The sequence below is a fragment of the Streptomyces roseochromogenus subsp. oscitans DS 12.976 genome, assembly GCF_000497445.1.
GTDB classification, from domain to species: Bacteria; Actinomycetota; Actinomycetes; order Streptomycetales; family Streptomycetaceae; genus Streptomyces; species Streptomyces oscitans.
This window is the reverse complement of record NZ_CM002285.1, coordinates 224,303-250,381: the sequence shown is the minus strand read 5'-3', so window position 1 is coordinate 250,381 and position 26,079 is coordinate 224,303. Positions and strand designations below refer to the sequence as shown.

Annotated in this window: 26 protein-coding genes; 19 read left to right on the top strand and 7 right to left on the bottom strand. The window is 71.9% G+C overall.

Annotated elements, in window-relative coordinates; all coding sequences use genetic code 11:
* Positions 1–421: 421 nt before the first annotated feature.
* From M878_RS51690 to M878_RS51670, 5 genes are read right to left on the bottom strand one after another with little or no spacing between them, the layout of a single operon-like run.
* Positions 422–1,357 carry a tyrosine-protein phosphatase gene (locus M878_RS51690; RefSeq protein WP_023544294.1) on the bottom strand — a complete coding sequence of 312 codons (936 nt, stop codon included), beginning with the start codon at positions 1,355–1,357 and terminating at the stop codon, positions 422–424.
* A gap of 24 nt (positions 1,358–1,381) precedes the next feature.
* Entirely contained in the window at positions 1,382–2,446 is a 1,065-nt protein-coding gene (locus M878_RS51685; RefSeq protein ID WP_023544293.1) for an NAD(P)H-dependent flavin oxidoreductase, read from the bottom strand.
* Positions 2,443–3,204 carry a CoA-transferase subunit beta gene (locus tag M878_RS51680; protein ID WP_031223635.1) on the bottom strand — a complete coding sequence of 254 codons (762 nt, stop codon included), beginning with the start codon at positions 3,202–3,204 and terminating at the stop codon, positions 2,443–2,445. The genes M878_RS51685 and M878_RS51680 overlap by 4 nt, the downstream gene beginning before the upstream one ends.
* Entirely contained in the window at positions 3,204–4,067 is an 864-nt protein-coding gene (locus M878_RS51675; protein WP_342452704.1) for a CoA transferase subunit A, read from the bottom strand. The genes M878_RS51680 and M878_RS51675 overlap by 1 nt, the downstream gene beginning before the upstream one ends.
* Positions 4,064–4,819 (bottom strand): enoyl-CoA hydratase family protein, encoded by a 756-nt coding sequence (locus M878_RS51670; RefSeq protein WP_023544290.1) that lies wholly within the window; start codon positions 4,817–4,819, stop codon positions 4,064–4,066. The genes M878_RS51675 and M878_RS51670 overlap by 4 nt, the downstream gene beginning before the upstream one ends.
* Positions 4,820–4,898: 79 nt before the next feature.
* On the opposite strand from M878_RS51670, the gene M878_RS51665 reads away from it, so the two are divergent.
* The 10 genes from M878_RS51665 to M878_RS51620 all read left to right on the top strand — a co-directional run bounded on the left by M878_RS51665 (position 4,899) and on the right by M878_RS51620 (position 13,170).
* A complete protein-coding gene (locus M878_RS51665; protein WP_023544289.1) occupies positions 4,899–5,675 on the top strand; it encodes an SDR family oxidoreductase in 777 nt (258 codons plus the stop codon).
* A 25-nt stretch (positions 5,676–5,700) separates the two neighbouring features.
* Positions 5,701–6,615, top strand: a complete 915-nt coding sequence (locus M878_RS51660) for an SDR family oxidoreductase (protein ID WP_023544288.1) — start codon at positions 5,701–5,703, stop codon at positions 6,613–6,615.
* Between the two features lie 166 nt (positions 6,616–6,781).
* Positions 6,782–7,582: a 2-keto-4-pentenoate hydratase gene (locus tag M878_RS51655; protein WP_023544287.1), complete on the top strand. Its 801-nt coding sequence runs from the start codon at positions 6,782–6,784 to the stop codon at positions 7,580–7,582.
* Positions 7,579–8,493, top strand: a complete 915-nt coding sequence (locus M878_RS51650) for an acetaldehyde dehydrogenase (acetylating) (RefSeq protein ID WP_023544286.1) — start codon at positions 7,579–7,581, stop codon at positions 8,491–8,493. The genes M878_RS51655 and M878_RS51650 overlap by 4 nt, the downstream gene beginning before the upstream one ends.
* A 12-nt stretch (positions 8,494–8,505) precedes the next feature.
* Positions 8,506–9,528 carry a 4-hydroxy-2-oxovalerate aldolase gene (gene dmpG / locus M878_RS51645; protein WP_023544285.1) on the top strand — a complete coding sequence of 341 codons (1,023 nt, stop codon included), beginning with the start codon at positions 8,506–8,508 and terminating at the stop codon, positions 9,526–9,528.
* A 39-nt stretch (positions 9,529–9,567) separates the two neighbouring features.
* Positions 9,568–10,722: a 3-ketosteroid-9-alpha-monooxygenase, oxygenase component gene (locus tag M878_RS51640; RefSeq protein WP_023544284.1), complete on the top strand. Its 1,155-nt coding sequence runs from the start codon at positions 9,568–9,570 to the stop codon at positions 10,720–10,722.
* 1 nt (position 10,723) lies between these two features.
* The gene (locus M878_RS51635) at positions 10,724–10,951 is read left to right on the top strand and encodes a hypothetical protein (RefSeq protein WP_023544283.1); all 228 of its coding nucleotides are present in this window, start codon (positions 10,724–10,726) and stop codon (positions 10,949–10,951) included.
* Positions 10,944–12,026 carry a ferredoxin--NADP reductase gene (locus tag M878_RS51630; RefSeq protein WP_023544282.1) on the top strand — a complete coding sequence of 361 codons (1,083 nt, stop codon included), beginning with the start codon at positions 10,944–10,946 and terminating at the stop codon, positions 12,024–12,026. The genes M878_RS51635 and M878_RS51630 overlap by 8 nt, the downstream gene beginning before the upstream one ends.
* Positions 12,027–12,071: 45 nt before the next feature.
* Complete coding sequence (locus M878_RS51625) at positions 12,072–12,845, top strand: SDR family oxidoreductase (RefSeq protein ID WP_023544281.1); 774 nt, start codon at positions 12,072–12,074, stop codon at positions 12,843–12,845.
* On the top strand, positions 12,808–13,170 hold the full coding sequence (locus M878_RS51620; RefSeq protein WP_023544280.1) for an SRPBCC family protein: 363 nt from the start codon (positions 12,808–12,810) through the stop codon (positions 13,168–13,170). The genes M878_RS51625 and M878_RS51620 overlap by 38 nt, the downstream gene beginning before the upstream one ends.
* Positions 13,171–13,274: 104 nt before the next feature.
* Here the strand turns inward: M878_RS51620 and M878_RS51615 are convergent, their stop codons facing one another.
* Complete coding sequence (locus M878_RS51615; protein ID WP_023544279.1) at positions 13,275–14,156, bottom strand: IclR family transcriptional regulator; 882 nt, start codon at positions 14,154–14,156, stop codon at positions 13,275–13,277.
* Positions 14,157–14,333: 177 nt separating this feature from the next.
* On the opposite strand from M878_RS51615, the gene hsaA (M878_RS51610) reads away from it, so the two are divergent.
* From hsaA (M878_RS51610) to M878_RS51590, 5 genes are all read left to right on the top strand, one after another.
* Positions 14,334–15,503: a 3-hydroxy-9,10-secoandrosta-1,3,5(10)-triene-9,17-dione monooxygenase oxygenase subunit gene (gene hsaA / locus M878_RS51610; protein WP_031223623.1), complete on the top strand. Its 1,170-nt coding sequence runs from the start codon at positions 14,334–14,336 to the stop codon at positions 15,501–15,503.
* A gap of 208 nt (positions 15,504–15,711) precedes the next feature.
* Positions 15,712–17,385, top strand: a complete 1,674-nt coding sequence (locus M878_RS51605; protein WP_023544277.1) for a FadD3 family acyl-CoA ligase — start codon at positions 15,712–15,714, stop codon at positions 17,383–17,385.
* Positions 17,386–17,501: 116 nt separating this feature from the next.
* Entirely contained in the window at positions 17,502–19,094 is a 1,593-nt protein-coding gene (locus M878_RS51600) for an FAD-dependent oxidoreductase (RefSeq protein WP_023544276.1), read from the top strand.
* A 9-nt stretch (positions 19,095–19,103) separates the two neighbouring features.
* Entirely contained in the window at positions 19,104–19,988 is an 885-nt protein-coding gene (locus M878_RS51595; RefSeq protein WP_023544275.1) for an LLM class F420-dependent oxidoreductase, read from the top strand.
* Positions 19,985–20,869 carry an SDR family NAD(P)-dependent oxidoreductase gene (locus M878_RS51590; RefSeq protein WP_023544274.1) on the top strand — a complete coding sequence of 295 codons (885 nt, stop codon included), beginning with the start codon at positions 19,985–19,987 and terminating at the stop codon, positions 20,867–20,869. The genes M878_RS51595 and M878_RS51590 overlap by 4 nt, the downstream gene beginning before the upstream one ends.
* Before the next feature lie 81 nt (positions 20,870–20,950).
* On the opposite strand, the gene M878_RS51585 is transcribed toward M878_RS51590, so the two are convergent.
* Positions 20,951–22,405, bottom strand: a complete 1,455-nt coding sequence (locus M878_RS51585; RefSeq protein ID WP_023544273.1) for an FAD-dependent oxidoreductase — start codon at positions 22,403–22,405, stop codon at positions 20,951–20,953.
* 201 nt (positions 22,406–22,606) lie between these two features.
* Here M878_RS51585 and hsaA (M878_RS51580) point away from each other — a divergent pair, with 201 nt between their 5' ends.
* The 4 genes from hsaA (M878_RS51580) to M878_RS51565 are packed head-to-tail and all read left to right on the top strand — an operon-like array spanning position 22,607 to position 26,063.
* A complete protein-coding gene (gene hsaA, locus M878_RS51580; RefSeq protein ID WP_031223617.1) occupies positions 22,607–23,773 on the top strand; it encodes a 3-hydroxy-9,10-secoandrosta-1,3,5(10)-triene-9,17-dione monooxygenase oxygenase subunit in 1,167 nt (388 codons plus the stop codon).
* Between the two features lie 14 nt (positions 23,774–23,787).
* Complete coding sequence (hsaD, locus tag M878_RS51575) at positions 23,788–24,648, top strand: 4,5:9,10-diseco-3-hydroxy-5,9,17-trioxoandrosta-1(10),2-diene-4-oate hydrolase (RefSeq protein ID WP_023544271.1); 861 nt, start codon at positions 23,788–23,790, stop codon at positions 24,646–24,648.
* A gap of 33 nt (positions 24,649–24,681) precedes the next feature.
* Entirely contained in the window at positions 24,682–25,575 is an 894-nt protein-coding gene (locus tag M878_RS51570) for a VOC family protein (protein ID WP_023544270.1), read from the top strand.
* The gene (locus M878_RS51565; protein WP_023544269.1) at positions 25,563–26,063 is read left to right on the top strand and encodes a flavin reductase family protein; all 501 of its coding nucleotides are present in this window, start codon (positions 25,563–25,565) and stop codon (positions 26,061–26,063) included. The genes M878_RS51570 and M878_RS51565 overlap by 13 nt, the downstream gene beginning before the upstream one ends.
* The last annotated feature ends 16 nt before the right edge of the window (positions 26,064–26,079 follow it).

Here is a 26,079-nt window from a genome sequence, read left to right as displayed (position 1 = left end):
CCGGCTCGGTGAAGCCGCGCACCCAGGACGGGTCGGACTCGCGGGCGCGGTCGAAGGAGCCGGGCCACACCGTGATCTCCACGGCGTTCTCGGTCCGCCCCGCCTCGCGTGCGGCATCGCGCAGCAGGTCGGCCTGACGGGAGAAGTCCTCAGGGCGAAGGAGACGTGCCGCCCCTGGTGCGAGGCGGGGCCGCCGGCCCACAACGCGCGCATCGCGCCCATGCACTCCTCCAGCCGGCGCCCCTGTCCCGGTAGCGCAGGGGCGCCGGCTGCGTACTCCTCCTTCAGCCGGCCGATGCCGAGTCCCAGCAGCCGCCGGCCGCCGCAGTGCCGGAACTCCCGGAACCGCCCGGTATCCGCCCGAGGTGATCAGGCTGTCGCTGAACGGCGTCATCCCGGTTTCAGGATGCGGGGTGATCTCTCATCTCAGCAGTCCGGCGCGGAGCTTCGCCAGGGTCGGGGTGTCGAGGCCGAGGCCTTGCGTCAGATAGCCGTAGAGGCCGCCGTAGTCGTGCTCGGCCTGGTCCAGGGCCGCCGCGAGATAGTCCTCTCGGACTTCCTGGAGCGGGATGAGCAGGTCCGGGTCCTCCATCAGGCCGGCCTTCTTCAGGCCCTCGCGGGTCCTGCGGTCGGTCTCCGCACGGAAGCCGTTGGAGAGCAGGTAGTCCTTTTCAGCGGTCTCGGACGGGACACCGACGGCACGCAGCAGGAGGTAGCTCATCCAGCCGGTGCGGTCCTTGCCCGCGGTGCAGTGGTACAGCAGCGGAGACCGCTTGTGGTCCGCGATGTCCCGCAGGGTCTCGGCGAACTGACGGCGGTCGTCCGCGTCGGTGACGAAGGCGCGGTAGACGGAGCGCATCAGCTGCTCCGCCTTCCCGTCGCCCAGCATCTCCCGCTGCCTGACCGGGTCCTTGGAGCCGATGACCTCCAGGATCCTGGCGGACAATCCGAGGTCGTCCACGGGCCGGGAGGTCACGGTGAGGCCGTCCGGAAGGTGGTCGGCGCCGTCGCGCCGGACCTCGTCCGGGATGCGGAAGTCCACGACGGTGTGCAGGTGCAGCGTGGACAGTTTCGCGATGTCCGCGTCGGTCAGTTTCCCGAGGGCGTCGGCGCGGAAGACCTGACCGTAGCGCACCTCGCGGCCCGTCACCGTACGGTAGCCACCGAGGTCGCGGACGTTGACCGCCCCGTCGAGGACGATGTGGCGGACCGTCTCCACGCCGTTCTCACGAGGCGCGGTGGCGGTGGCCGCGGGCGGTGCCGGAGAAGCACCGGCCGCGGCGTGAGCGGTGAGACAGCCGACGACCACGGCGGAGACCACCGCTCCGGTCGTACGGCGGATGCCTGCAGCACGCATGAGATCAACTCCAGGAGTGGGGATTCAATCCGCCGGCGGCAGGGCGCGGAGGGTGGCCTGGGCCTCGGCCATGATGCGGTCGACGAGGTCGGTGCAGGACGGCAGGTCGTCGATCAGCCCCGCGACCTGGCCGGAGGCCATCACGCCGAGGTCGGTGCGGCCCTTGACCATGGATGCCTTGAGCAGCATGGGGGTGTTGGCGGCCAGCAGCACCTGACTCCAGGTCAGTTCCTTGCCGTGCTTCATGGCCAGGCCGTCGCGCACCATCCGGGACCAGCTCATACCGGTGTGCTTCTTGAACGCCGCCGCGTGGCGGATCGCCCGGAGCAGTGCGGCGGTTTGTCCCGAGTTCTCCAGGGCATCAACCAGTTCGCTGCGCAGCATCCGGTGCGGCAGGCCGTCGACCTTGGTGGTGACGGTGACGTCCTGGACCGACGCGGCCAGGTAACGGGACTTGACCGCGTCGGGGACGGTGCTGTCGGAGGTGAGCAGGAACCGGGTGCCCATGGCGATTCCGGCGGCGCCGTAGGCCAGTGCGGCGACCAGGCCGCGGCCGTCGTGGAAGCCGCCGGCCGCGACGACCGGGATGTCCACGGCGTCCACGATCTGCGGGAGCAGGACGGTGGTGGCGACGTCGCCGGTGTGGCCGCCGCCCTCGCCGCCCTGCACCACCACCGCGTCGGCGCCCCACGCGGCGACCTTCTCGGCGTGCCGCCGGGCGCCGATGGAGGGAACGACGACCACCCCGGCGTCCTTGAGCCGTGCGATCAGCTCCCGGGAGGGCGCGAGTGCGAACGAGGCGACCTTCACGCCCTCCTCGATGATGATGCGTACGCGTTCGGCCGCGTCCCCGGCGTCCGCCCGCAGATTGACTCCGAAGGGCGCGTCCGTGCGGGACTTCACCTCGCGGACGGCGGAGCGGAGCTGTGCGGTGGTCATGGTGGCGGACGCGAGGATACCGAGCGCTCCGGCGCCCGCGGCTGCCGAGACCAGGCGAGGTCCGGCCACCCACCCCATGCCGGTCTGCACGATGGGGTGCCGGATACCGACGAGCTTGGTCAGGGGGGTCTCGATCCTGATCTCCGTCATGCCGGGGGCACCTCGCGCTCGCGCGTCCCCTTGGGGTCGATGACTTCACGGATCAGGCGCAGTTCCGCGTCGGTGGGCTCGCGGGTGTACGGCACCTCGTCGGGGATCGTGAGCGGGAAACCGGTGGCCTCGGCGACCTGCTCGACGGTGACCCCGGGGTGCAGCGAGCGCAGCCGCATCGTCCGGTCCGGGGTCTCGAAGTCGAAGGCGCCCAGGTCGGTGACGACGTGCGCGATGCGGTGGTAGCGGGTTGCGGAGGGCCCGGCCGCGGCGGCACGGTCGTAGCCGACCCCGCAGACCATGTCGACGTGCTCCACGAACACCCGCCGCGAATGCCGCGGCACCCAGTAACTGGTCGGGTTGTTGAGGGTGTTGACCGGAGCGCCGCGCACGCCCAGCAGCTGGCGGACGGGCCGGGTCCAGTCGCCGATGCAGGAGATGTTCTGGTTGCCGTGCCGGTCGAGCTGGCTCGCGCCCATCATCACGTGCCGCCGCCCGGTGGCGACCAGTGCCAGGTGCTGGCGGTACGGCAGCCAGCCCTCGACCACCTCCGCCTTGGCGCCGATGGCAGGGACGTCGCCGATGAGCAGCGCCTCGCCGTCGGTCAGCAGCAGGTCGGGGGAGAAGGTGAGCTTCGCCAGCCGGGCTCCGATCGCCGGGATCGTGCCCATCGGGCTGGCCAGGACCTCGCCCGCGCCCCGCCAGGCCTCGGCGCACGCCAGAACGCACGTCTCGGCCCGCGTCGCCTTCGTCGTGATCACGCTTCCTCCTTGTGGAACGCCGCCACCGCGGCCTGGTAGGCGTCCTCGTCGCCGGACAGGAACCGGTCGGCGAAGGCCCGCCAGGCCTCCGGGTCGCGGGCGGCCTGGGCGTAGGCGCGCTGGAACGCCTCGTCGCGGTCGTAGTCCGGGGCGCAGGAGGTGAAGTGCGCGCCGTTCGGCGTCTCGACGACACCGTCCATGAACGCGCGCTTGACCAACAGCGTCTGTGGGCCGGCCTCCTTGAGGAGGTCGGCGGTGTCCACGATCCGCTCGCAGGAGACGTACGCGGCGTCGGCGGCCTCGCAGAACAGGTCGTCGAAGTACGGGTCGGGGCCGAGGTACTGGCCGTTGCCGTGGACATCGGCCCGGTTGAGGTGGACGAGCGCGGCGTCCAGGCGCAGGGCGGGGACGGCGGCCAGCTCCTCGCCGTCGTCGTACGGTGATCTCACCGTCCGCAGCTGCGGGTTGACCCGCATCACGTCCGAGGCCAGGCCGGCCCGGATCGGCATGAACGGCAGCCGGTGCACGGCGGCCGTCAGTCCCCACATGAACATCGCCTCGTCCAGCTCCACCAGCTCGAACGCGCCCCGCTGCCGGGCAGCGGTGAAGTGCGGTTCCAGCGGGATCGAGTCGAGGGTCGCGAACGCCGAGACCAGCTTGCGGACCTTCCCGGCGGCCGCCAGCAACCCGACGTCCGGGCCGCCGTAGGAGACCACGGTCAGGTCGGTGATGTCCGAGCGGAGAAGCGCCCGTACCAGCGCCATCGGCTTGCGCCGCGCACCCCAGCCGCCGATGCCGATCGTCATGCCGCTGCGAAGACGGCCGACGGCCTCCTCGGGGGTCATCGTCTTGTCCCTCAACTCCGGTCCTCCTTGGCCGATACGAACGCGTCGCGGTGTTTGTCTGCGATGCCGCTGAGGTTGGCTTCGAAGGTGAAGCCCTGCTCGTAGCGGTAGCTGCGGCGGACGTCGACCGGGTCGATGCCGTTGATCGCGGCCTTGGCGAGGCGGATGAGATGTCCGTCCTTCGCTGCGATCTCCCGGGCCAACCCCATGGCCGCGTCCATGAGTTGTGCGCGCGGGACCACCTGCCAGACCGAGCCGTGCCGGTGCAGCTCCCCGGCGGTGACGGTGCGTGAGGTGTAGTACAGCGTGCGCATCAGGTGCTGGGGGACCAGCCGGGCGAGATGGGTGGCGGCTCCCAGCGCGCCGCGGTCCAGCTCGGGCAGCCCGAAGGTGGCGTCCTCGCTCGCCACGATCGCGTCGGCGTTCCCCACCAGGCCGATGCCGCCGCCCAGGCAGAAGCCGTGCACGGCGGCGACCACCGGGACCTCGCAGTCGTAGACCGCGGAGAACGCCTCGAAGCAGCCGCGGTTGGCGCCGATGAGCGCCTCATGACCCGCGGTGCGCTGCATCTCCTTGATGTCGACGCCGGCGTTGAAGCCGCGGCCCGCGGCGGTGAGCACGACGCAGCGCACCTTCGGGTCGCACCCGGCGGTGCGTACCGCGGCGGCCAGGTCGTACCAGCCCTGCACAGGCAGGGCGTTGACCGGCTGGAAGTCCACGGTGACGACGGCGAGGCCCGCTTCCGGGGCGGAGGTGGAGACACCCATGAGCAGATCAGCTACCTTTCCACCAAACATTTGTTAGGTCGCAAGGTAGCAGCGGTTCGCCCGCTGCGGGAGGTGCCCATTGGCGACGATCATTGATCTGTCCGGACGTGTGGCAGTCGTCACCGGCGGAACACGGGGGGTCGGCGCGGGGATCACCCGGGCCCTGCTCGCCGCGGGCGCGGAGGTCGTGACCTGCGCGCGCCGCCCCCCGGACGAACCGGTCGGGGCGGCGGGGCGGATCGCCGAGTTCCACCCCGTCGACCTGCGTGACCCCGAGGCGGTCCACGCCTTCTTCGAGCGAGTGCGGGCGGCCTACGGGCGGTTGGACACCCTCGTCAACAATGCCGGGGGGACCCCCTTCCGGCTGCTCGGCGAGGGCGGAGCCGAACGGCACGCCCGGGTGGTCGAACTGAACCTCCTCGCGCCCCTGAACGCCTCACTCGCCGCGTACGAGCTGATGCGGAGTCAGGAGTCGGGCGGTTCCATCACCATGATCGGCAGCGTCAGCGGTACCCGCCCGTCACCGGGAACCGCCGCGTACGGAGCGGCCAAGGCGGGCCTGGAGAACCTCGCCCGCTCCATGGCCGTGGAGTGGGCGCCGGCGATACGGGTCAACACGGTGGTCCTCGGCATGGTCCGCACCGAGCTGTCCGAGCTGCACTACGGCGACGAGGCGGGCATCGACGCAGTCGGCCGCACCGTGCCGCTCGGCAGGCTCGCGGAGCCCTCGGACGTCGGCGACGCCTGCGTCTTCCTCGCCTCCGACCGTGCCGCGTACGTCAGCGGCGCCGGCCTGCTCGTCCACGGCGGAGGGGAGCGCCCCGCCTTCCTCGATGCCGCCACCGCCAACCACTGACCGTCCTGAAAGGCAGGAAACACCCATGACCACCGGAATCTGCACCGGACGCGTCGCCGTCGTCACCGGCGCCGGGCGCGGGCTCGGCCGCGCGCACGCCCTCGCTCTCGCCGCCGAGGGCGCCAAGGTCGTCGTCAACGACCTCGGCGTCGGCCTCGACGGCACCGGAGGGGCGGCCGGACCCGCTCAGCAGGTCGTCGAGGAGATCCGGGCGCTCGGCGGGGAGGCCGTCGCCCACGGCGGCGACATCGCCACCGGTGACGGCGCGGCCTCGCTCATCGCCACCGCCCTGGACGCCTTCGGCCGCCTCGACACACTCGTCAACAACGCCGGGTTCCTGCGCGACCGCATGCTCGTCAACCTCGACGAGGACGACTGGGACGCCGTCGTACGCGTCCACCTCAAGGGCCACTTCCTGCCGCTGAAGCACGCCGCCGCACACTGGCGCTCCGAGGCGAAGGCCGGCCGTACGCCCGCGGCGCGCGTCGTCAACACCAGCTCGGGAGCCGGGTTGCTGGGCAGCGTCGGCCAGGGCAACTACTCCGCGGCGAAGGCGGGGATCGTCGGCCTGACCCTCGTCGCCGCCGCCGAAATGGCCCGCTACGGCGTCCAGGTCAACGCCATCGCCCCCGCCGCCCGTACCCGGATGACCGAGCAGACCTTCGCCGACACCATGGCGGCCCCCGAGGAGGGCGGCTTCGACGCCATGGCCCCGGAGAACGTCTCACCCCTCGTCGTCTGGCTGGGCTCCGCCGCGTGTGCCGGGGTGACCGGCCGGGTCTTCGAGGCGGAGGCAGGCCGGATCACCGTGATGGAGGGATGGCGCCCGGGCCCCACCGCCGACAAGGGCGCCCGCTGGACCCCGGCCGAAGCCGGCGAGACAGCGCTGAAACTGCTCGCCGACTCCGAGCCCCCGCAGCCGGTGTACGGGGCCCGGTGACCGTGAGGGACTGAGGGCCGGGCGTCCGCAGCGGACGCCCGGCCGTCGCCGAACGCCGTACAGCCGAAGCCGGAAAGGTTTCCCGGTCAGCGGGAATTCCCGCTCCCCGCTCGCAGGGCACCCCGCCTAACCTCCCGGGACAGCCCAACGCCCCGCAGAGGACCCCATGCTCACGGACCCCCAGAGGCAGCGCGCGGCGGAGATCCTGCGCTCCGCCGAGCACAGCCGGACGCCGGTCGCCCCGCTGACCGAGATCTTCCCGGAGATCGACACCGAGGACGCGTACCAGATCCAGCTCGTCAACATCCGGCACCGCGTTGCCGCCGGAGCCGAGGTGCGCGGCCACAAGGTCGGACTGTCGTCCCCCGTCATGCAGCAGATGATGGGGGTGGACGAGCCGGACTATGGCCACCTGCTCGCCGACATGGAGCTGAGCCCGGACCGCCCGGTGCCCGTCTCCCGCTACTGCTGCCCGCGCATCGAGGTCGAGGTCGGCTTCGTCCTCGGCGACGACCTGCCCGGCGAGGGCTGCACCGAGACGGATGTGCTCGCCGCCACCGAACGCGTCGTGCCCGCCCTGGAGCTGATCGACAGCCGGATCCGCGACTGGCGGATCGCCATCGCCGACACCATCGCGGACAACGCCTCCTCCGCCGGATACGTCATCGGCGAGGGCCGCGCCCCCGGCGAACTGGATCTGAAGGCGATCGACGCCCGGCTGACCAGCGGCGGTGAGCTGCTGGCCGAGGGCCGCAGTGACGCCGTGCTCGGTGACCCGGCCGTCTCCGTCGCCTGGCTCGCCCGCACCGTGGCTCGCTTCGGCGTGCCTCTGAAGAAGGGGCACGTGGTGCTGCCCGGCTCCTGCACCCGCGCCGTCGACGTGGCGGCGGGACAGACCTTCACCGCCGAGTTCACCGGGCTGGGCTCGGTCTCCCTCTCGTTCATCCGAGGTGATTCACCGTCATGACTGCCGCCAAGACCAAGGCGACCGCCGCGATCGTCGGATCCGGCAACATCGGCACGGACCTGCTCCACAAGCTGCAGCGCTCCCCACTCGTCGAACCGCGCTGGATGATCGGCGTCGATCCCGGCAGCGAGGGCCTCGCCCGCGCCCGTGATGCAGGTCTGGAGACCAGCCACGAGGGTGTCGACTGGCTGCTCGCCCAGGACGAACTCCCCGACCTCGTCTTCGAGGCCACCTCCGCCTACGTCCACCGGGCCAACGCCCCGCGCTACGCAGAACACGGCATCCGGGCCGTCGACTTGACCCCGGCGGCCGTCGGTCCCGCCGTCGTACCGCCCGCCAATCTGCGCGAGCACCTCGACAAGCCCAACGTCAACATGATCACCTGCGGCGGGCAGGCCACCATCCCCATGGTGTACGCGGTCTCCCGCGTCGTGCCGGTGCCGTACGCGGAGATCGTCGCCTCGGTGGCCTCCGTCTCCGCCGGGCCCGGGACCCGCGCCAACATCGACGAGTTCACCCGCACCACCGCCCGCGGCATCGAGACCATCGGCGGCGCCGAGCGCGGCAAGGCGATCATCATCCTCAACCCCGCCGAGCCACCTGTCATCATGCGCGACACCGTCTTCTGCGCGATCCCCGAGGACGCCGACCGGGCGGCGATCACCCAGTCCGTCAAGGAGATCGCCGAACAGGTCGCCTCCTACGTGCCCGGCTACCGGCTGCGCAGCGAACCGCAGTTCGACGAGCCGCGCCCGGAGAACGGCCGGATGGCGCGCGTCGCGATCTTCCTGGAGGTGGAGGGCGCGGGCGACTACCTGCCGCCCTACGCCGGAAACCTCGACATCATGACCGCCGCCGCCACCAAGGTCGGTGAGGAGCTCGCCAAGGCGCTCCTCGCCCCGGGCGCGTAAGGAGCTCCCCGCATGCCCTACTCGGAAACCCTCGACATCCGGATCACCGACTCCTCGCTGCGCGACGGCTCGCACGCCAAGCGGCACCAGTTCACGGGCGAGGACGTACGGTCCGTCGTCGCGGCCCTCGACGGCGCCGGTGTCCCGGTGATCGAGGTGACGCACGGCGACGGGCTCGGCGGCTCGTCCTTCACCTACGGCTTCTCCAAGACCCCCGAGCAGGAGCTGATCAAGATCGCGGTGGACACCGCGCGGCAGGCGAAGGTCGCCTTCCTGATGCTCCCCGGACTCGGCGTCAAGGACGACATCCGGGCCGCCCACGGGAACGGCGCGAGCGTGTGCCGTATCGCCACTCACTGCACCGAGGCCGACATCTCGATCCAGCACTTCGGGCTCGCCCGCAAGGTGGGTCTGGAGACCGTGGGCTTCCTGATGATGGCCCACGCGACGACACCCGAGAAACTGGCGCAGCAGGGCCGCATCATGGCCGACGCGGGCTGCCAGTGCGTGTATGTGGTCGACTCGGCCGGGGCCATGGTGATGGACGACGTCACCGCCCGGGTCCAGGCCCTGGTGGCCGAGCTCGGCGACGACGCCCAGGTCGGCTTCCACGGACACGAGAACCTGGCGCTGGGCACCGGCAACTCCATCGCGGCTGTCAAGGCCGGCGCCCTGCAGATCGACGGCTCCACCCGCCGCCTAGGCGCGGGTGCGGGCAACACCGCCGTCGAAGCCCTGGTCGCGGTCTGCGCCAAGATGGGCATCCGCACCGGCGTCGACGTCCTGAAGATCATCGATGCGGCGGAGGAGGTGGTCCGCCCGGTGATGGACGACGAGTGCCGACTCGACCGGCTCGCCCTGCTGATGGGCCACGCCGGGGTGTACTCCAGCTTCCTCAAGCACGCCTACCGGCAGGCCGAACGCTACGGCGTCCCGGGCGCCGAGATCCTCCTGCGCGCGGGCGAGCGCCGCCTCGTCGGCGGCCAGGAGGACCAGCTCATCGACATCGCCGTGGAACTCGCCGCCCAGCGGTGAGCCGCACCCGCACACAGCCGCACTGCACAGGAGGTACAGATGACCGCACTCAACGAAGAGGTCCGGGTCATCGAGGCCGGTACGCCGCCCGCCCGCTTCGCCCGGGGCTGGCACTGCCTGGGCCTCGCCGGCAGCTTCAAGGACGGCAATCCGCACGAGGTCGAGGCGTTCGGCACCAAGCTGGTGGTCTTTCAGGGCCAGGACGACGGCGAGCTGCACGTCCTGAACGCCTACTGCCCGCACATGGGCGGCAACCTCGCCCACGGCAGCGTCAAGGGCGACACCGTCGCCTGCCCCTTCCACGACTGGCGCTGGTCGGGTAACGGCCGCTGCGCGGACGTCCCCTACGCGCGCCGCGTGCCGCCGCGCGCCCGCACCCGCGCGTGGACCACCCTCGAGGAGAACAAGCAGCTCTTCGTCTGGCACGACCCGCAGGGCAACCCCCCGCCGGCCGAGGCGACCATCCCGCGGATCGAGGGCGCCTTCAGCGACGAGTGGAGCGACTGGACCTGGAAGACCCTGCGGGTCGAAGGCTCCCACTGCCGCGAGATCGTGGACAACGTCGTGGACATGGCGCACTTCTACTACGTCCACTACGGCTTCCCGACGTATTTCAAGAACGTCTTCGACGGGCACATCGCCACCCAGTACATGGAGAGCACCCCGCGTCAGGACGTGGACCTGGGCACCCTCAGCACCCCGCTGCGCTCCGACGCCTCGTACTACGGCCCCTCGTACATGATCGACTACCTCTTCTCGCCGGTGGCCGAGGGCGTCGAGATGGAGATGGTGCTGATCAACTGCCACTACCCGATCGACGAGAACAGCTTCCTGCTCCAGTACGGGGCGATCGTCAAGAAGCTGCCCGGGATGTCGGACGAGGAGGCCGCGGAGGCGGCCCGACTCGCCGCCGCGGGCCTGGAGACCGGTTTCGAGCAGGACGTGGAGATCTGGAAGAACAAGACCCGGATCGACAACCCGCTGCTGACCGAGGAGGACGGCCCGGTCTACCAACTGCGCCGCTGGTACGAGCAGTTCTACGTGGATGTCGAGGACGTGAAGGACGAGATGACACGCCGCTTCGAGTTCGAGCTCGACACCAGCCGGGCGGGCGAGTCCTGGAAGGCGGAGGTCGCCGCGAACCTCGCCCGGCTCCAGGCGGAACGGACGGCGGCGCCGGAGACCGGAGCCTGACATGCAGCCGGTGGAGTGCGCGACCTGCGGCAACCAGGTCCTGTGCGAGAAGTTCAGCGTGGCCCACACCTCCGTGCAGTGGACCGCAGAAGCGGCGGTCGTCTGCGCGGAGTTCCGCGGCCGGGTGGCCGAGGTCGGGAACACCGCCCGCATCCGGACCTGCCGGGGGCTGCGCGACAGCATCGACCGCGCGGTCGAGAAGGGCACCCTGGAGGTCGCCGATGCCTGAGCCGATATCCGGACCCGCGGCCGGGCCGTCGTCCCGGCCGTCGTCCGGGTCGCGTACGCACCGGCTGCGCGTCACCGAGGTGATCGCCGAGACGGCCGACGCGCACTCGCTGGTACTACAGGCGCCGCCGGAGAGCGCGTACCGCTTCGCCTACCGTCCCGGGCAGTTCCTCACCCTGAAGCTGCCCGGGGCGGACGGAAGGGCGGTCGCCCGCTGCTACTCCCTCGCCAGCTCACCGCACACCGGTGAGCCGATGAAGGTCACCGTCAAGCGGGTGGCCGGCGGGTACGGCTCCAACTGGGTGTGCGACCACCTGGCGGCGGGGGACGAGCTGGAGGTGCTGCCGCCGACCGGCACCTTCACACCGGACTCCCTCGACCGCGACCTGCTGCTCGTCGCTGGGGGAAGCGGCATCACCCCGGTGCTGTCGATCGCCAAGTCGGCCCTGGCGAGGGGGCAGGGCCGACTCGCGCTCCTCTACGCCAACCGCGACGAGTCCTCGGTCATCTTCCGCGACGAACTGAGGGAGCTGGCCGAGGACTTCCCGGACCGGCTGCTGGTGATCCACTGGCTGGAGTCGCTCCAGGGCCTGCCCGTCGCGCACCGGCTGACCGCCGCGCTCGCGCCGTATGCCGACCGTGAGGCCTTCGTCTGCGGCCCGGAGCCGATGATGGACGCGGTCGAGCAGGCGCTGCGCGCGCTCGGCGCGCCCGGCGACCGGATCCACCGGGAGCGGTTCTTCTCCCTGGGCGCAGACGTCTTCGACGCACCGGCCGTGGCGGAGATCGTGTCCGCGGAGGGCGGCAGCACGGCGCGGGTGGAACTCGACGGCGAGACCCACACGGTCGACTGGCCGTCGCGGACACCGCTGCTCGACGTCCTGCTGGCCGCCGGGGTGGACGCCCCGTACTCCTGCCGGGAGGGCGCCTGCAGCGCCTGCACCTGCCGGGTCGTGGCCGGCGAGGTGAAGATGCTCCGCAACGACGTCCTGGACGAGCAGGACACCGCCGAGGGCTACGTCCTGGCGTGCCAGGCCGTGCCGCTCACCGACCAGGTCGAGATCACCTACTCCTGAGGCCGAAGGAGAACTCCCGTCCCGCCGTCACCGAAGGAACAGACCATGTCCCGTACGTACCTGATCACCGGAGCGGCCTCCGGCATCGGCAGGGCCACCGCCGAACTCCTGTGTGCGCAGGGGCACACTGTCATCGGGGCCGACCTCAAGGACAGCGACATCTCGGCCGACCTGGCCACCGCCGAAGGCCGGGCCGAACTCGTCACGCGGGCCCGGGAGTTGGCCGGCGGCCGTCTCGACGCCGTCGTCGCCTGCGCGGGCCTTGCCCATGCCGACCCGCTCACCATCAAGGTCAACCACTTCGGCGCCGTGGCCACGTTCGAAGGCCTGCACCCGCTGCTGGCCTCCGGCACCGACCCGCGAGCCCTGGTCATCGGCTCGGTCGACGCCGTGCACCCGACCGACTCCGCGATCGTGGACGCCGCGCTCGCCGGCGACGAGGAGGCGGCGGTGGCCGCGTCCCGGCTGGCCGTCGACCGCGGCGAAGGGCACCTCGTCTACTCCTCGTCCAAGGCGGCCATCTCGCGCTGGATCCGCCGTACGGCGGTCAAGGACGACTGGGCCGGTGCCGGCATCCCGCTGAACGCAGTCGGCCCCGGCGTGATCCTCACGCCCCTGACCCGGCCCCTGCTGGACGACCCCGAGACGCGCCGACTCGTCGAACAGGCAGTGCCGATGCCGCTGCACGGCCACGCCCGCCCCGAGCAACTCGCCCCGCTGATCGCGTGGCTGACCTCGCCCGAGAACACCCACGTGACCGGCCAGGTCGTCTTCGCCGACGGTGGCGCGGACGCCGTCCTGCGGGGCGACCGCATCTGATGGTCCGGCCTGCCGGGCAGACGTAGTCCCCAGTGCCGTAAGAGTCTTCGCCGTCGACGGCCATCTCGTCGTCCGCGAGTGCCTGCTGGACCGCGACTCGCACGCCCACCGGTACCGCTACGTCCTCCTGGACCCGGTCGTGCCGCCCGTCAGCGGCTACGTGGTGACGCTCGCCGTACACCCCCACGCCGACGGCGTCGAGTTCCGGTGGTCGGCCGTCCGCCAGAGTGCGGCCGAGGTGATGCCACAGGTGGAGTCCCTTTTCGGTGACGGCACCTACGGTGGCGGCCTCGACGCCCTGCGGGCGCGCTTCGCCCGGGGCTGATCCGGCTGCACCGGCACTCCGGGGTGTGTACGCGCCCGCTGCGGGCCCTGCTCACACCCCGGTGGCCGTTTCTCCCGGCGTCCGGCAGCCGTCCGCAGGCGTCCTCACATCCACTGGATGAAGCGCAGCCAGGACACCATGTTGTCCATCACGGGCTGCGGAACACCTGCCGCGGGCACGCCCTCGTCCGTCGGCGCCTGCCGCGCGGCCTTGTCGGTGTGCCGCCCAGGCCCGAACATCGACTGCCACACCGACCGCGTGCAGGAGAGCACGGCGGGGGCGATCCGCTCGAGCTCCCGGTGGGCGCCGTTGCCGCACACCGAGACCGAGGCGACGGCCCGGCCCGCACCGCGCAGCGGAGCGGCCACGCAGGACACCCCCCGGTACCCCTCCTCGCGGTCGAACGCGACCCCGCGCTCCCGCACCATCGCCAACTCCCCGCGGAACGACTCGGCATGGGTGATGGTGCGCGGTGTACGCGGGCGCAGCCCCTGCCGGATCACCTGCTCCACCACCGCGCTGTCACTGAAGGCCAGGATCGCCTTGCCCGCAGCCGTGCAGTACGCCGGCTGCCGCCCGCCCACCCGGGACGGCACGCCGGAGTCGTCCGATCCGCCGATCCGCTCCAGGTAGACCACCTCGGCGCCGTCGAGCACCGTGAGGTGCACCAGGTGGCCGGTGGACTCGTGCAGCGCGTGCAGATGGGGCAGCGCCGCCCGCCGCAGCCGGTTGTGGTGCGCGGCCAGGGCCCCCAGCTCCAGCATGCCCATGCCCAGCCGATAGTCGCGGCCCTCACGCTCCAGCCAGCGCAGCTGCACCAGTTGATCCAGGATGCGGTGCGCGGAGGACCGAGCGAGACCGGAGCGTTCCACGACCTCGGTCAGGGTGAGCCGTGGCTGGGCGCTCTGGAAGGCGACGAGCACCTTCGCCGCCTTCTCCAGCAGGGACAGTGGCGGATACCCGGACTCGACAGTCTGCGTCGTCAAGGCGCCTCACCTCCTACTCGGACAGCCGACGAACCCCGGGCCGCGGCCGTGAATCAGGTGTTGCGGGGAGGTTGCCAGCGGATCCCATCTGCTGGGAAGAGGTATTCCTTTTCGAAACAGTAACGCGTAGGTTCCGTCCCGTCACCCGGACGACCCGAGCACCTGAGAGGGATGCGCATGCGTGACGACGACGTGCTCGCAGCGGTCCGCGACCTCGCCCCCGCCCTGCGCGAGCGTGCCGCCGAGACCGAGGTGCTGCGCCGCCTGCCCGACGACACCGTGAAGGAACTCGGCGAGACGGGCTTCTTCCGGCTGCTCCAGCCGCGGGCGTACGGCGGACTCGCCGCCGATCCGGCTGTGTTCTACGCGGCCGTCCAGGAGATCGCCCGGGCGTGCGGCTCCACGGGCTGGGTCGCCTCGGTGATGGGCGTCCACCCGTGGCACGTGGCCCTGTTCGGCCCGCGGGCGCAGCAGGAGGTGTGGGGGCGGGATCCGAAGACCCGTATCGCCTCCTCGTACGCCCCGACCGGAGAGGTGACCGCGGTCGACGGCGGGTTCAGGATCTCCGGCCGCTGGCATTTCTCCGCCGGCTGTCACCATGCCCAGTGGGTGCTGCTCGGCGGCCTCGTCACGGACGACGAGGGCCGGCCGGTGGACATGCGGACCTTCCTCATTCCCCGCTCCGACTACCGCATCGACGAAGTGTGGGACACCGTCGGCCTGCGCGGCACCGGCAGCAACGACGTCGTCGTCGAGCGTGCCTTCGTGCCCGAGCACCGCACCCTCGGCTACGGCCCCATGGCCGCGCTGGCGTGCCCGGGCCACGAGGTCAACGCCGAACCGCTGTACCGGATGCCGTACGCCGCCGTGTTCACCACCTCGATCTCGACCGCGATCGTCGGTATCGCCGAAGGTGCTTACGCGTCATACATCGAGGCCACGAGGCAGCGGTTCCGTGTCTCGTACGGGCAGAAGGTCGCCGAGGATCCGTTCGCGCAGGTGCGCATCGCCCGTGCCGCCAGTGACATCGACGCCTGCCGGCTGCAGCTGACCCGCAACATCGCGGACCTGTTCGCGGTCGCCCGCCGGGGCGAGGGGATCCCCATGTCCCTGCGCGCCCGGGCCCGCCGGGACCAGGTGCTCGCCACCGAGCGCGCGATCAACGCCGTTGACCTGCTGATGGAGAACGCCGGCGGCACCCCCATGCGCAGGGACGGCAGCGTCCTGCAGCGCGCCTGGCGGGACATGCACGCCGGCCGCGGCCAGGCGGCCAACGACGTGGAGCGGGCCCTGGTCCTCTTCGGCAAGGACGCGCTCGGCATCGGCATCCAGGACCCCATGTTGTGAACGTCGGGTGCGTGTCCGCGCCCCACGCACCCCGAAAGTGTTCCAGGCCGCCGCCCGCCCTCGCTCCCGTCGCCGCCGTCGCTCCCTCCGCGGATGGGGGGTACCTCCCAGCGGTGGCTGGGGGAGGACCGGCCGCGCCCGCGGGAAGCGCGCTGCCTGCCCGGCGCCACCTCACGCAGCCACCTCCGACCAAGGAGCGGAAAGACCCATGACCAGCGTGTTCAACGACCGGGCTGGGGCGGACACCCCCGAGACCCACGAGACCCCCAAGACCCCCGAGCCCTCTGGAACCTCTGAAATCCCCGCCCCTGCCACCCTCGCACAGCTCGCCGACCACGCCGCGGACGTGTACGGCCCGCAGGAGGCCCTCGTCGACGGTGAGGTCCGCTGGACCTTCTCCCGGTTGCGCGACGAGGTGCACGCGGCCGCGCGCGCTGCCCTCGCACAGGGCGTGTGCCCCGGCGACCGGGTGGCCGTCTGGGCGCCCAACACCCGGTACTGGATCGCCGCCGTGCTCGGTGCCGTGTCCGTCGGAGCCGTCCTCGTACCCCTCAACACCCGGTACAAGGCCGCCGAGGCCGCCGACCTCATCCGGCGCAGCGGCGCCCGGCTGCTGTTCACCGAGCGGGGCTTCCTCGGCCTCGACTACGTCGAGATGCTGCGCGAGTCGGGCGAGGACCTCGGCAGGCTGAGCGGCACCGTGGTGCTGCGCGGAGAGCCCGCGGAACGGACGCTGGGCTGGGTGGACTACCTGGCGGCGGGCCAGCGCGTGCCGGATGCCGAACGAGCCGCCCGCACCGCAGCCGTCCGCCCCGACGACCTGGCGGACATCCTCTTCACCTCGGGCACCACCGGACGCTCGAAGGGCGTGATGGCCACGCACCGTCAGACGCTTCGCGTCTTCCGCGCGTGGTCGCGCGTGGTCACCCTGCGCGCTGGTGACCGCTATCTGCTCGTCAACCCCTTCTTCCATGTCTTCGGGTACAAGGCCGGCGTCGTCTCCTGCCTGCTGCGGGGTGTCACCATGCTGCCCGAGCAGGTCTTCGACCTGGAGCGGATCCTGCCCCTGCTGGCGAAGGAGCGGGTGAGCGTGCTGATGGCCACACCCACCGTCCTGCACGGCCTGCTGGACCACCCGCGGCGTGCCGAACACGACCTGGCGGGGCTGCGCCTCGTCGGCCTGGGAGGAAGCGCGGTCGGTCCGCAGCTGATCGAGCGGATCCGCGAAGAGCTCGGCATTCCGGACGTGTTCAGTGCCTACGGTCTCACCGAGTCGACCGGGGTGGTCTCCGTCTGCCCGCCGGACGCGGACGCCACGTCCGTGGCGACCACCGCCGGTCCGGCGCTGCCCGGCACCGAGATCCGGGTGGTCGACGCCGACGGTGCCCCCTTGCCGTCGGGCGAACCCGGCGAGGTGCTGGTGCGCGGCTACCACGTGATGCGCGGCTACCTGGACGACCCGGAGGCAACCGCCCGGACCATCGACGTGGACGGGTGGCTGCACACCGGAGACGTCGGCGTGCTCGACGAGCGCGGCTACCTGTCCATCACCGACCGGCTCAAGGACATGTACATCGTCGGCGGCTTCAACGCCTATCCGGCGGAGGTGGAGAACGTCCTGCGCGGCCACGCTCAGATCGCCGACGTCGCCGTCGTCGGCGCCCCCGACGAGCGCCTCGGCGAGGTCGGCGTCGCCTTCTACACCCCTGCGCCGGGAGCGGAGCCCGACCCGGCGGAGCTGACCGCCTGGGCCCGCGAACGCCTGGCCAACTTCAAGGTCCCGCGCCGCTTCCACGCCGTCGCGGCCCTGCCGCGCAACGCCGGCGGAAAGATCCTCAAGGGGGAGCTGCGGCGGGCCGCTCGCGAGGATGGAGCGCTCTGAAGATCCCGGGTGGCCGGCTGCTGACGCAACTCCGGCGGGGGGAATCCCGCTCATCGGGAAACCGCGATGGCCGCCGTCCCCCCGCCCCGCGAATACTTCCCGCGTTCCTGACACGCATGACCCACCGTCAACCCACCACATCCGAGGACGAGATGGCGAACACGCACAACAGCTGGGACCAGGAGTGCGACGTGCTGGTCGTGGGCTCCGGCGGCGGCGCACTCACCGGCGCGTACGGCGCGGCGGCCCGCGGGCTGGACACCCTGGTCATCGAGAAGACCGCGTACTTCGGCGGCACCACCGCCTACGCCGGCGCCGGCCTGTGGCTGCCGGGCAACCCCGCCCAGGAACGCGGCGGGCTGACCGACTCCGCCGACCTCGGCCGCGCCTACTTCCGCGCGGTGGTCGGCGACGCCACCCCGCACGAGCTGCAGGACGCTTACATCGACAACGCGGGGGAGACGGTCGCCTTCCTCGAGGACAACCCGCACGTCCGCTTCGAGTACCGGCCCTTCCCCGACTACTTCGCCGCCCCCGGCCGGTTCGACGCCGGACGCGCCGTCTTCCCCGTGGACCTGCCCGCCCCCGTCGCGGCGCACCCGCTGCTGGACGCGATCCGTCTCCCGGCCTGGGCCGAGCGGCTCGGCCTGCCGATTCCCGACGGGCCGCTCACCGACGGCCGCGCCCTGATCGGCCGGCTGCTCCTCGCCCTGGAGTCCACCGGACGCGGCCGCACCCTGCTGAACACCGCCCTGACCCGGCTGCTCACCGAGGCCGGCCGAGTGGTCGGCGCCGAGGCCGGACACACGGGCCGCACCCTGCGGATCCGCGCCCGCCGTGGCGTCCTGCTCGCGGCCGGCGGCTTCGAGGCCAACGCCGAGCTGCGCCGCGAGTGGCAGGGCCTGCCCGGCGCCGACTGGACGATGGGCGCACCCGGCGGCAACACCGGCCAGGCGCTGCTCGCCGCTGTCGAGGCCGGAGCCGCCACCGCGCTGCTCGACGAGGCCTGGTGGTGCCCCTCGCTGCGCTTCCCCGACGGCTCGGCCGCCTTCACGCTGGGCCTGCACGGCGGCATCTTCGTCGACGGCTCCGGCCGCCGGTTCGCCAACGAGTCACTGCCGTACGACCGGATGGGCCGCCGGCTGCTCGCCGCCAAGGCCGGCACCACGCCCGACAACCCGGTCTGGTGGATCTTCGACGGCCGTTTCGGCGACCAACTGCCCGGCATCACCGTGGTCCCCGCCGACCGTACGGCCTTCACCGAGGCGGGACTGTGGCACACCGCCGACACCCTCGGTGGCCTCGCCGAGCGCATCGGCGTCGACAGCGCGGCGCTTCGCTCGACCGTGCAGGCGTTCAACGGCTACGCGGCCGACGGCGTCGACGCCGACTTCCACCGGGGCGAGGACCCGTACGACCTCTTCTTCGCCCAGGGCGGGGGCGCCAACCCCTGCCTGGTGCCGATCGAGCAGGGCCCGTACCACGCCGTGCAGATCGTCCTCGGCGACCTGGGCACCAAGGGCGGGGTCCGGATCGACGCCCGGGCCCGGGTGCTGCGCGAGGACGGCACCCCGATCCCCGGACTGTACGCGGCGGGCAACACCAGCGCCTCGGTGTCCGGCCCCACCTACCCGGGCCCGGGCGCGCCGATCGGCTCGGCCATGGTCTTCGGGCACCTCGCCGCCCTCGACCTGGCCGGCCAGGGCTGAGGAGCGGCCGTGGAATTCGCCCTCGTACTGCCCGTCGGGCTCGGTGTCACGGCCGAGCCCGACGAGGTGGGCCGGATCGCCCGGCACGCCGAGGAACTCGGCTTTGAATCCGTGAGCGCGGTCGAGCACGCCGTGGTCATCAGCGACACCGAGAGCCGCTACCCGTACGCCCCCGACGGCAGGCTGCCGCTGCCGGACGACTGTCCCTATCCCGATCCGCTGGAGCTGCTCGCCTACCTGGCGGCCGTGACCGGCCGCATCGGCCTGTCCACCGGCGTCCTGGTGCTGCCCAACCACAACCCGGTGGTCCTCGCCAAGCGGCTCGCGACCCTGGACCGGCTCAGCCGCGGCAGGCTGCGCATCTGCCTGGGCCTGGGCTGGATGCGCGAGGAGATCGAGGCCTGCGGCGGTGACTTCCGTCGCCGCGGCCGGATCGCCGACGAGGCGATCGACCTGATGCGCGCGCTGTGGCGCGGCCAGGACCCGCAAGGCGTCGCATTCGACGGGGAGTTCTTCACCCTGCGCGGTGCCCACAGCCATCCCAAACCGCACCGCGCCTCCGGCGTCCCGCTGCACATCGGCGGACACTCGGCCGCCGCGGCCCGCCGCGCGGGGCGGCGCGGAGACGGGTTCCAGCCCCTGGGCCTGGCCGGCGAGGAGCTGGAGGCTGCCGTCTTGCTGATGCGGAGGGAGGCGCAGGAGGCCGGGCGCGATCCGGCCCAGATCGAGCTGACCCTCGGAGCCACCCTGCCGCGCGCCGCGGACAAGGTCGAATGGGCCGGGCGGCTCGGCGCCGACCGGCTGTTGCTGTCCGGCTCCCAGCACGCCACCACCGTCGACGCGCTGCTGGAGGAGATGTCCGAGGCCGCGCGGAAGCTGGAGCTGAAGCCGTGACGTCCTTCCCGTTCGAGGGGCTGCCGGTCCCGCCCGAGCCGCCCGCTCCCTCCGCGCTGCCGCGCGTCGTCGGCCGGCCCTTGTTCGCGGGTCGCACGGCCGTCGTCACCGGCGGCGGCGCCGGCATCGGGGCGGGCATCGTCCGCGCACTCGCCTGGCACGGGGCGCAGGTGGTGCTGGCCGACATCGACGCCGAGGCGGCCCGCCGCACCGCCGGGCAGGCCGCCGAGGAGAGCGGCGTCGAACCGGTCGTGGTGGTCGGTGACATCCGAGACCCGGCCCGCATCGCCGAGTTGACCGAGGCGGCCGGGCCGGCGGACTTCCTGGTGAACAACGTAGGCGACCACCGTCCCGCCGGTCCGTTCCTCACCAGCGCCGAAGCCGACTGGCAGCAGACCTACGAGCTGAACCTGCTGCACGTCTTGCGGGTGACCCGGGCGTTCCTGCCCAAGATGGCGGAGCGCGGAAGCGGCGGCATCGTCAACCTCACCTCGGTCGAGGGGATGCGCGGCATTCCGGGCAACGCCGTGTACGGGGCCTTCAAGGCCGCTGTCATCAACTTCACCGCGTCCCTGGCGGCAGAGGTCGGCCAGTACGGCATCCGCGTCAACGCCGTCGCGCCCGACCTGACGGACACACCGCAGACCCCGATGTGGGCCGGCACGCCGGCGAAGTACGCCGACCAGGTGGGGCGTTGGGTGCCGGCCGGGCGCTACGGCCACCCGGCCGACCACGGCGACGCGGTGGTGTTCCTGCTGTCGGAGCAGTCCAGGTTCGTCACCGGTACGACCCTGCGGGTGGATGGCGGAACCCTCGCAGCACCGGGCTGGTTCCGCCGTGACGAGCGGCGCTTCACCAACATGCCCCGCCCGCTGCGCTGACCGCTGGGAGGCCGGGGCGCGGGCGTGCGTGCCCCGGCCGAGCAGCCACCTACGAGCGCCATATGCGCGGCCCGCCCGCGCTCACCGCTTCCGCGCGGCCGCGCGGCCCGCCCTGCGGCCGAAGAAACTGCCGTCGCCGAGCGAGATCCCGCTGGCGTACCCCCAGGCGGCGATGCCCGCCGTGGCCCGGCCGGCCGCGTAGAGCCCGGGGATCGGCGACCCGTCGACGTGCAGCACCTCGCCGTCCGCGCCGGTGGCCAGACCGCCGAGGGCGAAGCCCGCGGTCATGCCCCGAAGGTCCACGGCTCCCAGCGGGCCGCGCAACGGCCGTACCCAGCGTGCGGCCTTGTGCAGCAGCGGATCCCGGCCGTTCTCGGCATGCCGGTTGTAGACGTCGAGCGTCGCCTCCAGCGCACCGGGCGGCAGCCCCATCTCGGCCGCCAGCCCGGACGCGGACGCGCACACCCACGCCGGCCGCGGCTGCAGGAACTCCGGCGCGGCGGAGACCCGCCGGGCCTCTTCGAAGCCCTCCTCGTCGAGGACGAGGAACGTCTGGTCGTCCTGCTGGAAGAGGGCGGCCTGGCCGATCCGCCCGGGGTAGGTGTCCTCGTTGATGAACCGCTGACCCTGGTCGTTGACCACCATCCCGCGGATCAGGTACTGGGGGTCCATGGGGAGGGCGACCTCGCAGGCGTCCATGTGCGCGACGCCCGCGCCGAGCGCCTGCGCCAGCTTCACCGCGATGCCGTCGTGCTCCTCCACCGCCGCGCCCGCGCGGCCGAGCAGTCGCGGGGCGTGGGCCGCCAGCATCTCCTCGTCATAGGTGAAGCCGCCGGTGGCGAGCACCACGCCGCGTCGGGCCCGTACGGTGACCCGCTCCCCGTAGGTGCGCGCGACCACCCCGCACACCGTGCCGTCCCGCTCCACCACCAGCCGCTCGATCCGCATGCCGTAGCGGGCCTCGACGCCGAGCCGTTCGGCGGTGTCCACCAAGGGCTTCATGAGCATGTATCCGCCGCCGCGCTCGCCGGTTCGCTTGTTCTCCATCTGCGGCAGGTGGCCGCGGGGCGCGGGCGGAGCGATCTCGTCGAACGGGTGGGCGTTCTCGCCGCCCGAGTACATCAGGCCTTCGTCGGCGGCGGGTTCCCAGGCGGGCTCGCCGTAGAAGACGGGCTTGAACGGCACTCCGCACTCGACCAGCCAATCGTAGTGTGCGACGCTGCCCTCGCAGTAGGCGGAGACCTTGGCCTGGTCGGCCCCCGGTCCCATGGCAGCCATCAGGAAGGCGGCCATCGCCTCCGGCGAGTCGTCGAACCCGCAGGCGCGCTGCAGGGCGGTTCCGCCGCCCAGGTAGACGAACCCGCCGGCCAGAGCCGCGGCCCCGCCCCACCCGCCGGCCCGCTCCAGGACCAGCACCTCGGCTCCGGCCCGGGCGGCCTCCACGGCGGCCGCGGCTCCGGCCACCCCGTACCCGGCGATCACCACGTCCGCGGTGAGGTCCCAGGCCTCGATGTCCGCTGCTGTGTACGGTCGCACGCCGTCCTCCTTCCTCGCGGGAATGCCGGCCGGAGCGTACGGCGGCCGTGCCGCGGACCACACGCTGCGGTTCCCGCTGACCGGGAATCCGCCGCGCAGCCGCTCCTTCCCGCTCAGTGGGAGCGGTGTATTTCGTTCCGGAACAGTGCCGCGTACGGTCCTGCCACTTCCGCCACCACGACCACCCGAAAGGGGATGTTCATGGCCGAAGATGTGCTGGCAGCGATCCGCGACCTCGCCCCCGCCCTGCGCGAGCGCGCGGCCGAGGCCGAGACGCAGCGCCGCGTGCCCGACACGTCCATCAAGGAGCTGGAGGACACCGGCTTCTTCCAGCTTCTGCAGCCCAAGGTCTTCGGCGGCCGCGCGGCCGACCCGCTGGAGTTCTACGCGGCCGTCAAGGAGATCGCCAAGGCGTGCGGCTCCACCGGCTGGGTCGCCTCGGTGGTCGGTGTCCACCCGTGGCACGTGGCCCTGTTCGACCCGCGGGCGCAGCAGGAGGTGTGGAGCCAGGACCCCAAGACCCGTATCGCCTCCTCGTACGCCCCGACCGGCAAGGTGACCGCGGTCGACGGCGGGTTCAGGATCTCCGGCCGGTGGCACTTCTCCTCCGGCTGCGACCACGCCCGGTGGGCTCTGCTCGGCGGCCTCGTCACGGACGACGAGGGCCGGCCGGTGGACATGCGGACCTTCCTCATTCCCCGCTCCGACTACCGCATCGACGACGTGTGGGACACCGTCGGCCTGCGCGGCACCGGCAGCAACGACATCGTGGTCGAGGACGTCTTCGTCCCCGAGCAACGCGCCCTGAGCTTCGGCCCGGTCACCGCCCTGAAGGTGCCCGGCCACGAGATCAACCCCGATCCGCTGTACCGGTTGCCGTACGCCGGCGTGTTCACCACCACCATCTCCACCCCGATCGTCGGCATCGCCGAGGGCGCCATGGAGTCCTACGTCGAGACCACCCGGGAGCGGTTCCGTGTCTCGTACGGGCAGAAGGTCGCCGAGGATCCGTTCGCGCAGGTGCGTATCGCCCGCGCCGCCGGTGACATCGACGCGAGCTGGCTCCAACTGAGCCGCAACATCGGCGAGATGTACGCCCTGGCCCAGCGGGGCGAGGAGATCCCGATGGCCCTGCGCACCCGTACCCGCCGGGACCAGGTGCTCGCCACCGAACGCGCCGTCTCCGCGCTCGACCTGCTGATGGAGAACGCAGGCGGCAACGCGATGCGCACCGGCCCGCACACCGTCCAGCGCGCCTGGCGCGACGCACACACCGGCCGCGGCCACGCCGCCAACGACCCGGAGCGGGCGCTGGTGATGTTCGGGCAGTGCGTGCTCGGCATGGACATCCATGACTCCATGGCTTGATGAGGGAGCGTCAGATGATGACAATCACCTACGAGTCGACCTCCCGCACCGCGAAGGCGGCGGGGCTCACCCTGCACTACCACGAGGCGGGCCCCGAGAACCGGCCGGTCGTGATCATGCTGCACGGCGGCGGCCCCGGCGCCTCCGCCTGGTCCAACTTCGGCCGCAACCTGCACGTCTTCGCCGGTCGCTTCCGTACCCTGCTGGTGGACCAGCCCTGTTTCGGCCGCTCCGACAAACCGGAGCTCGACAAGGACTACTTCAGCTACAGCGCCGACGCCGTCGCCGCGCTGATGGACGAACTCGGCATCACCCGGGCGCACTTCATCGGCAACTCGCTCGGCGGCGGCACCGCCGTCCGCATGGCCCTGAACCACCCGGACAAGGTCGCCAAGCTGCTGCTGATGGGCCCCGGCGGAGTCTCCGTCAACCTCTTCGCTCCGGACCCGACCGAAGGCATCAAACGGCTCTTCGAGTTCAACACGGCGCCAGAGCGGTCCAAGGAGCAACTGCGCGCCTTTCTCGGTGTGATGGCGTACGACCAGTCCCTCGTCACCGACGAACTGGTCGAGGAACGCTGGGCCTCGGCCACCGACCCCGACACCAGGACGGGCAGCGCCCGGATGGCGGCCTCCTTCGCCAACCCAGCCTTTGCCACCGACGTCATGCTCTGGCGCGAGGCCCACCGGATCACCCACCCGGTGCTGCTCACCTGGGGCCGTGAGGACCGGGTCAACCCGCTCGACGGCGCGCTGGTCGCCCTCAAGACCATCCCGAACGCAACGCTGCACGTCTTCCCGCACTGCGGCCACTGGGCCCAGACCGAGCGGGCCGACGAGTTCAACCGCCTCGCCATCGACTTCTTCTCCCACTGACCGCCCCGCCCACCGACTGAGAGGTGTTCCGCCATGGACATCCGTGCTCTCGGCTACCTGCGCCTGGAGACCACCAAGCTCGCCGAGTGGCGGCATTACGCACTCGACGTCCTCGGCATGGTGGAGGCCTCCGGCACCACCGAGGACACCCTCTGCCTGCGCATGGACGACCGCTCGTACCGCATCACCGTCCAGGCGGGCGGGAGCGACCGGCTGCTGGCGGCCGGCTGGGAGGTGGCGAACGCCGCAGCACTTACCCGGGCCACCGGGGAGCTGGAGGCGGCGGGCTGCGCCGTCAAGCCCGCCGACGCCGCCGAACTCTCCGAGCGCCGTGTCCAGGGCCTGATCCATGTGACGGACCCCTGTGGCAACCCGCTGGAGATCTACTGGGGCCAGGCACAGGACCACACCCCGCTCGGCACCCCTTACGGCAACCGCTTCGTCACCGGCGACCTCGGCCTCGGCCATGTCGTGCTGCCGGCGCCGGACATCGAAGCCGCGCTGGACTTCTACGAGAACCTGCTCGGTTTCCAGCTGCGCGACTCGATGAAGCTGCTGCCGCAGGCCGTCCCGACCGCCGAGGAACAGCGGGAGTTCCACTGGATGCACTTCCTGAGCCCCAACCGCCGCCACCACAGCCTGGGCCTGTACCCCGGCGCACTGCCGCCCGGCATCGTGCACTTCATGGTGGAGCTGGAGACCCTCGACGACGTGGGCCGCGGCCTGGACCGCATGAACGCCGCGGGCATCCCGATCGCCTCCACCCTCGGCCGCCACACCAACGACCGTATGGTGTCGTTCTACGCCCAGGCCCCCGGCGGCTTCCAGGTCGAGTACGGCTGGGACGGACTGGTCGTCGACCCCGCCACCTGGGTGGCCAAGGAGATCACCGCCGACAGCTTCTGGGGTCACCGGTGGAACGGCTGAACGGCCCTCGGATAGACCCCGCTGTCTTCCGGGACGTCCTCGGCCGCTTCGCCAGCGGCATCACCGTGGTGGCGGCACTCGACGGCGAAGAGCCCGTCGGGTTCGCCTGCCAGTCCTTCGCCTCCCTCTCCCTCGACCCTCCGCTGGTCATGCTGAGCGTCGGCCGGACCTCCACCAGCTGGCCGAGGATCGAACGCGCGGGCCGCTTCTGCGTCAACATCCTCGCCGAGGAGCAGCAGGAGATCTGCGCGGCGCTCGGCGCCCGCGGCGGGCGGAAGTTCGCCGCCGTGCCCTGGCACACCTCGCCGCACGGCACCGTGCTGATCGACGGCGCCCTGGCCACCGTGGACTGCCGCCTGGCGGACGTCCACGAGGCAGGCGACCACTACATCGTCACCGGCGAAGTCGCCGACCTCGCCGCCCGGGAGAACGGGCGGCCGCTGCTCTACTTCCGCAGCCGCTACGCCACCGGCTCGTTCGCGACCTGAGGACAGCCGCGAACCG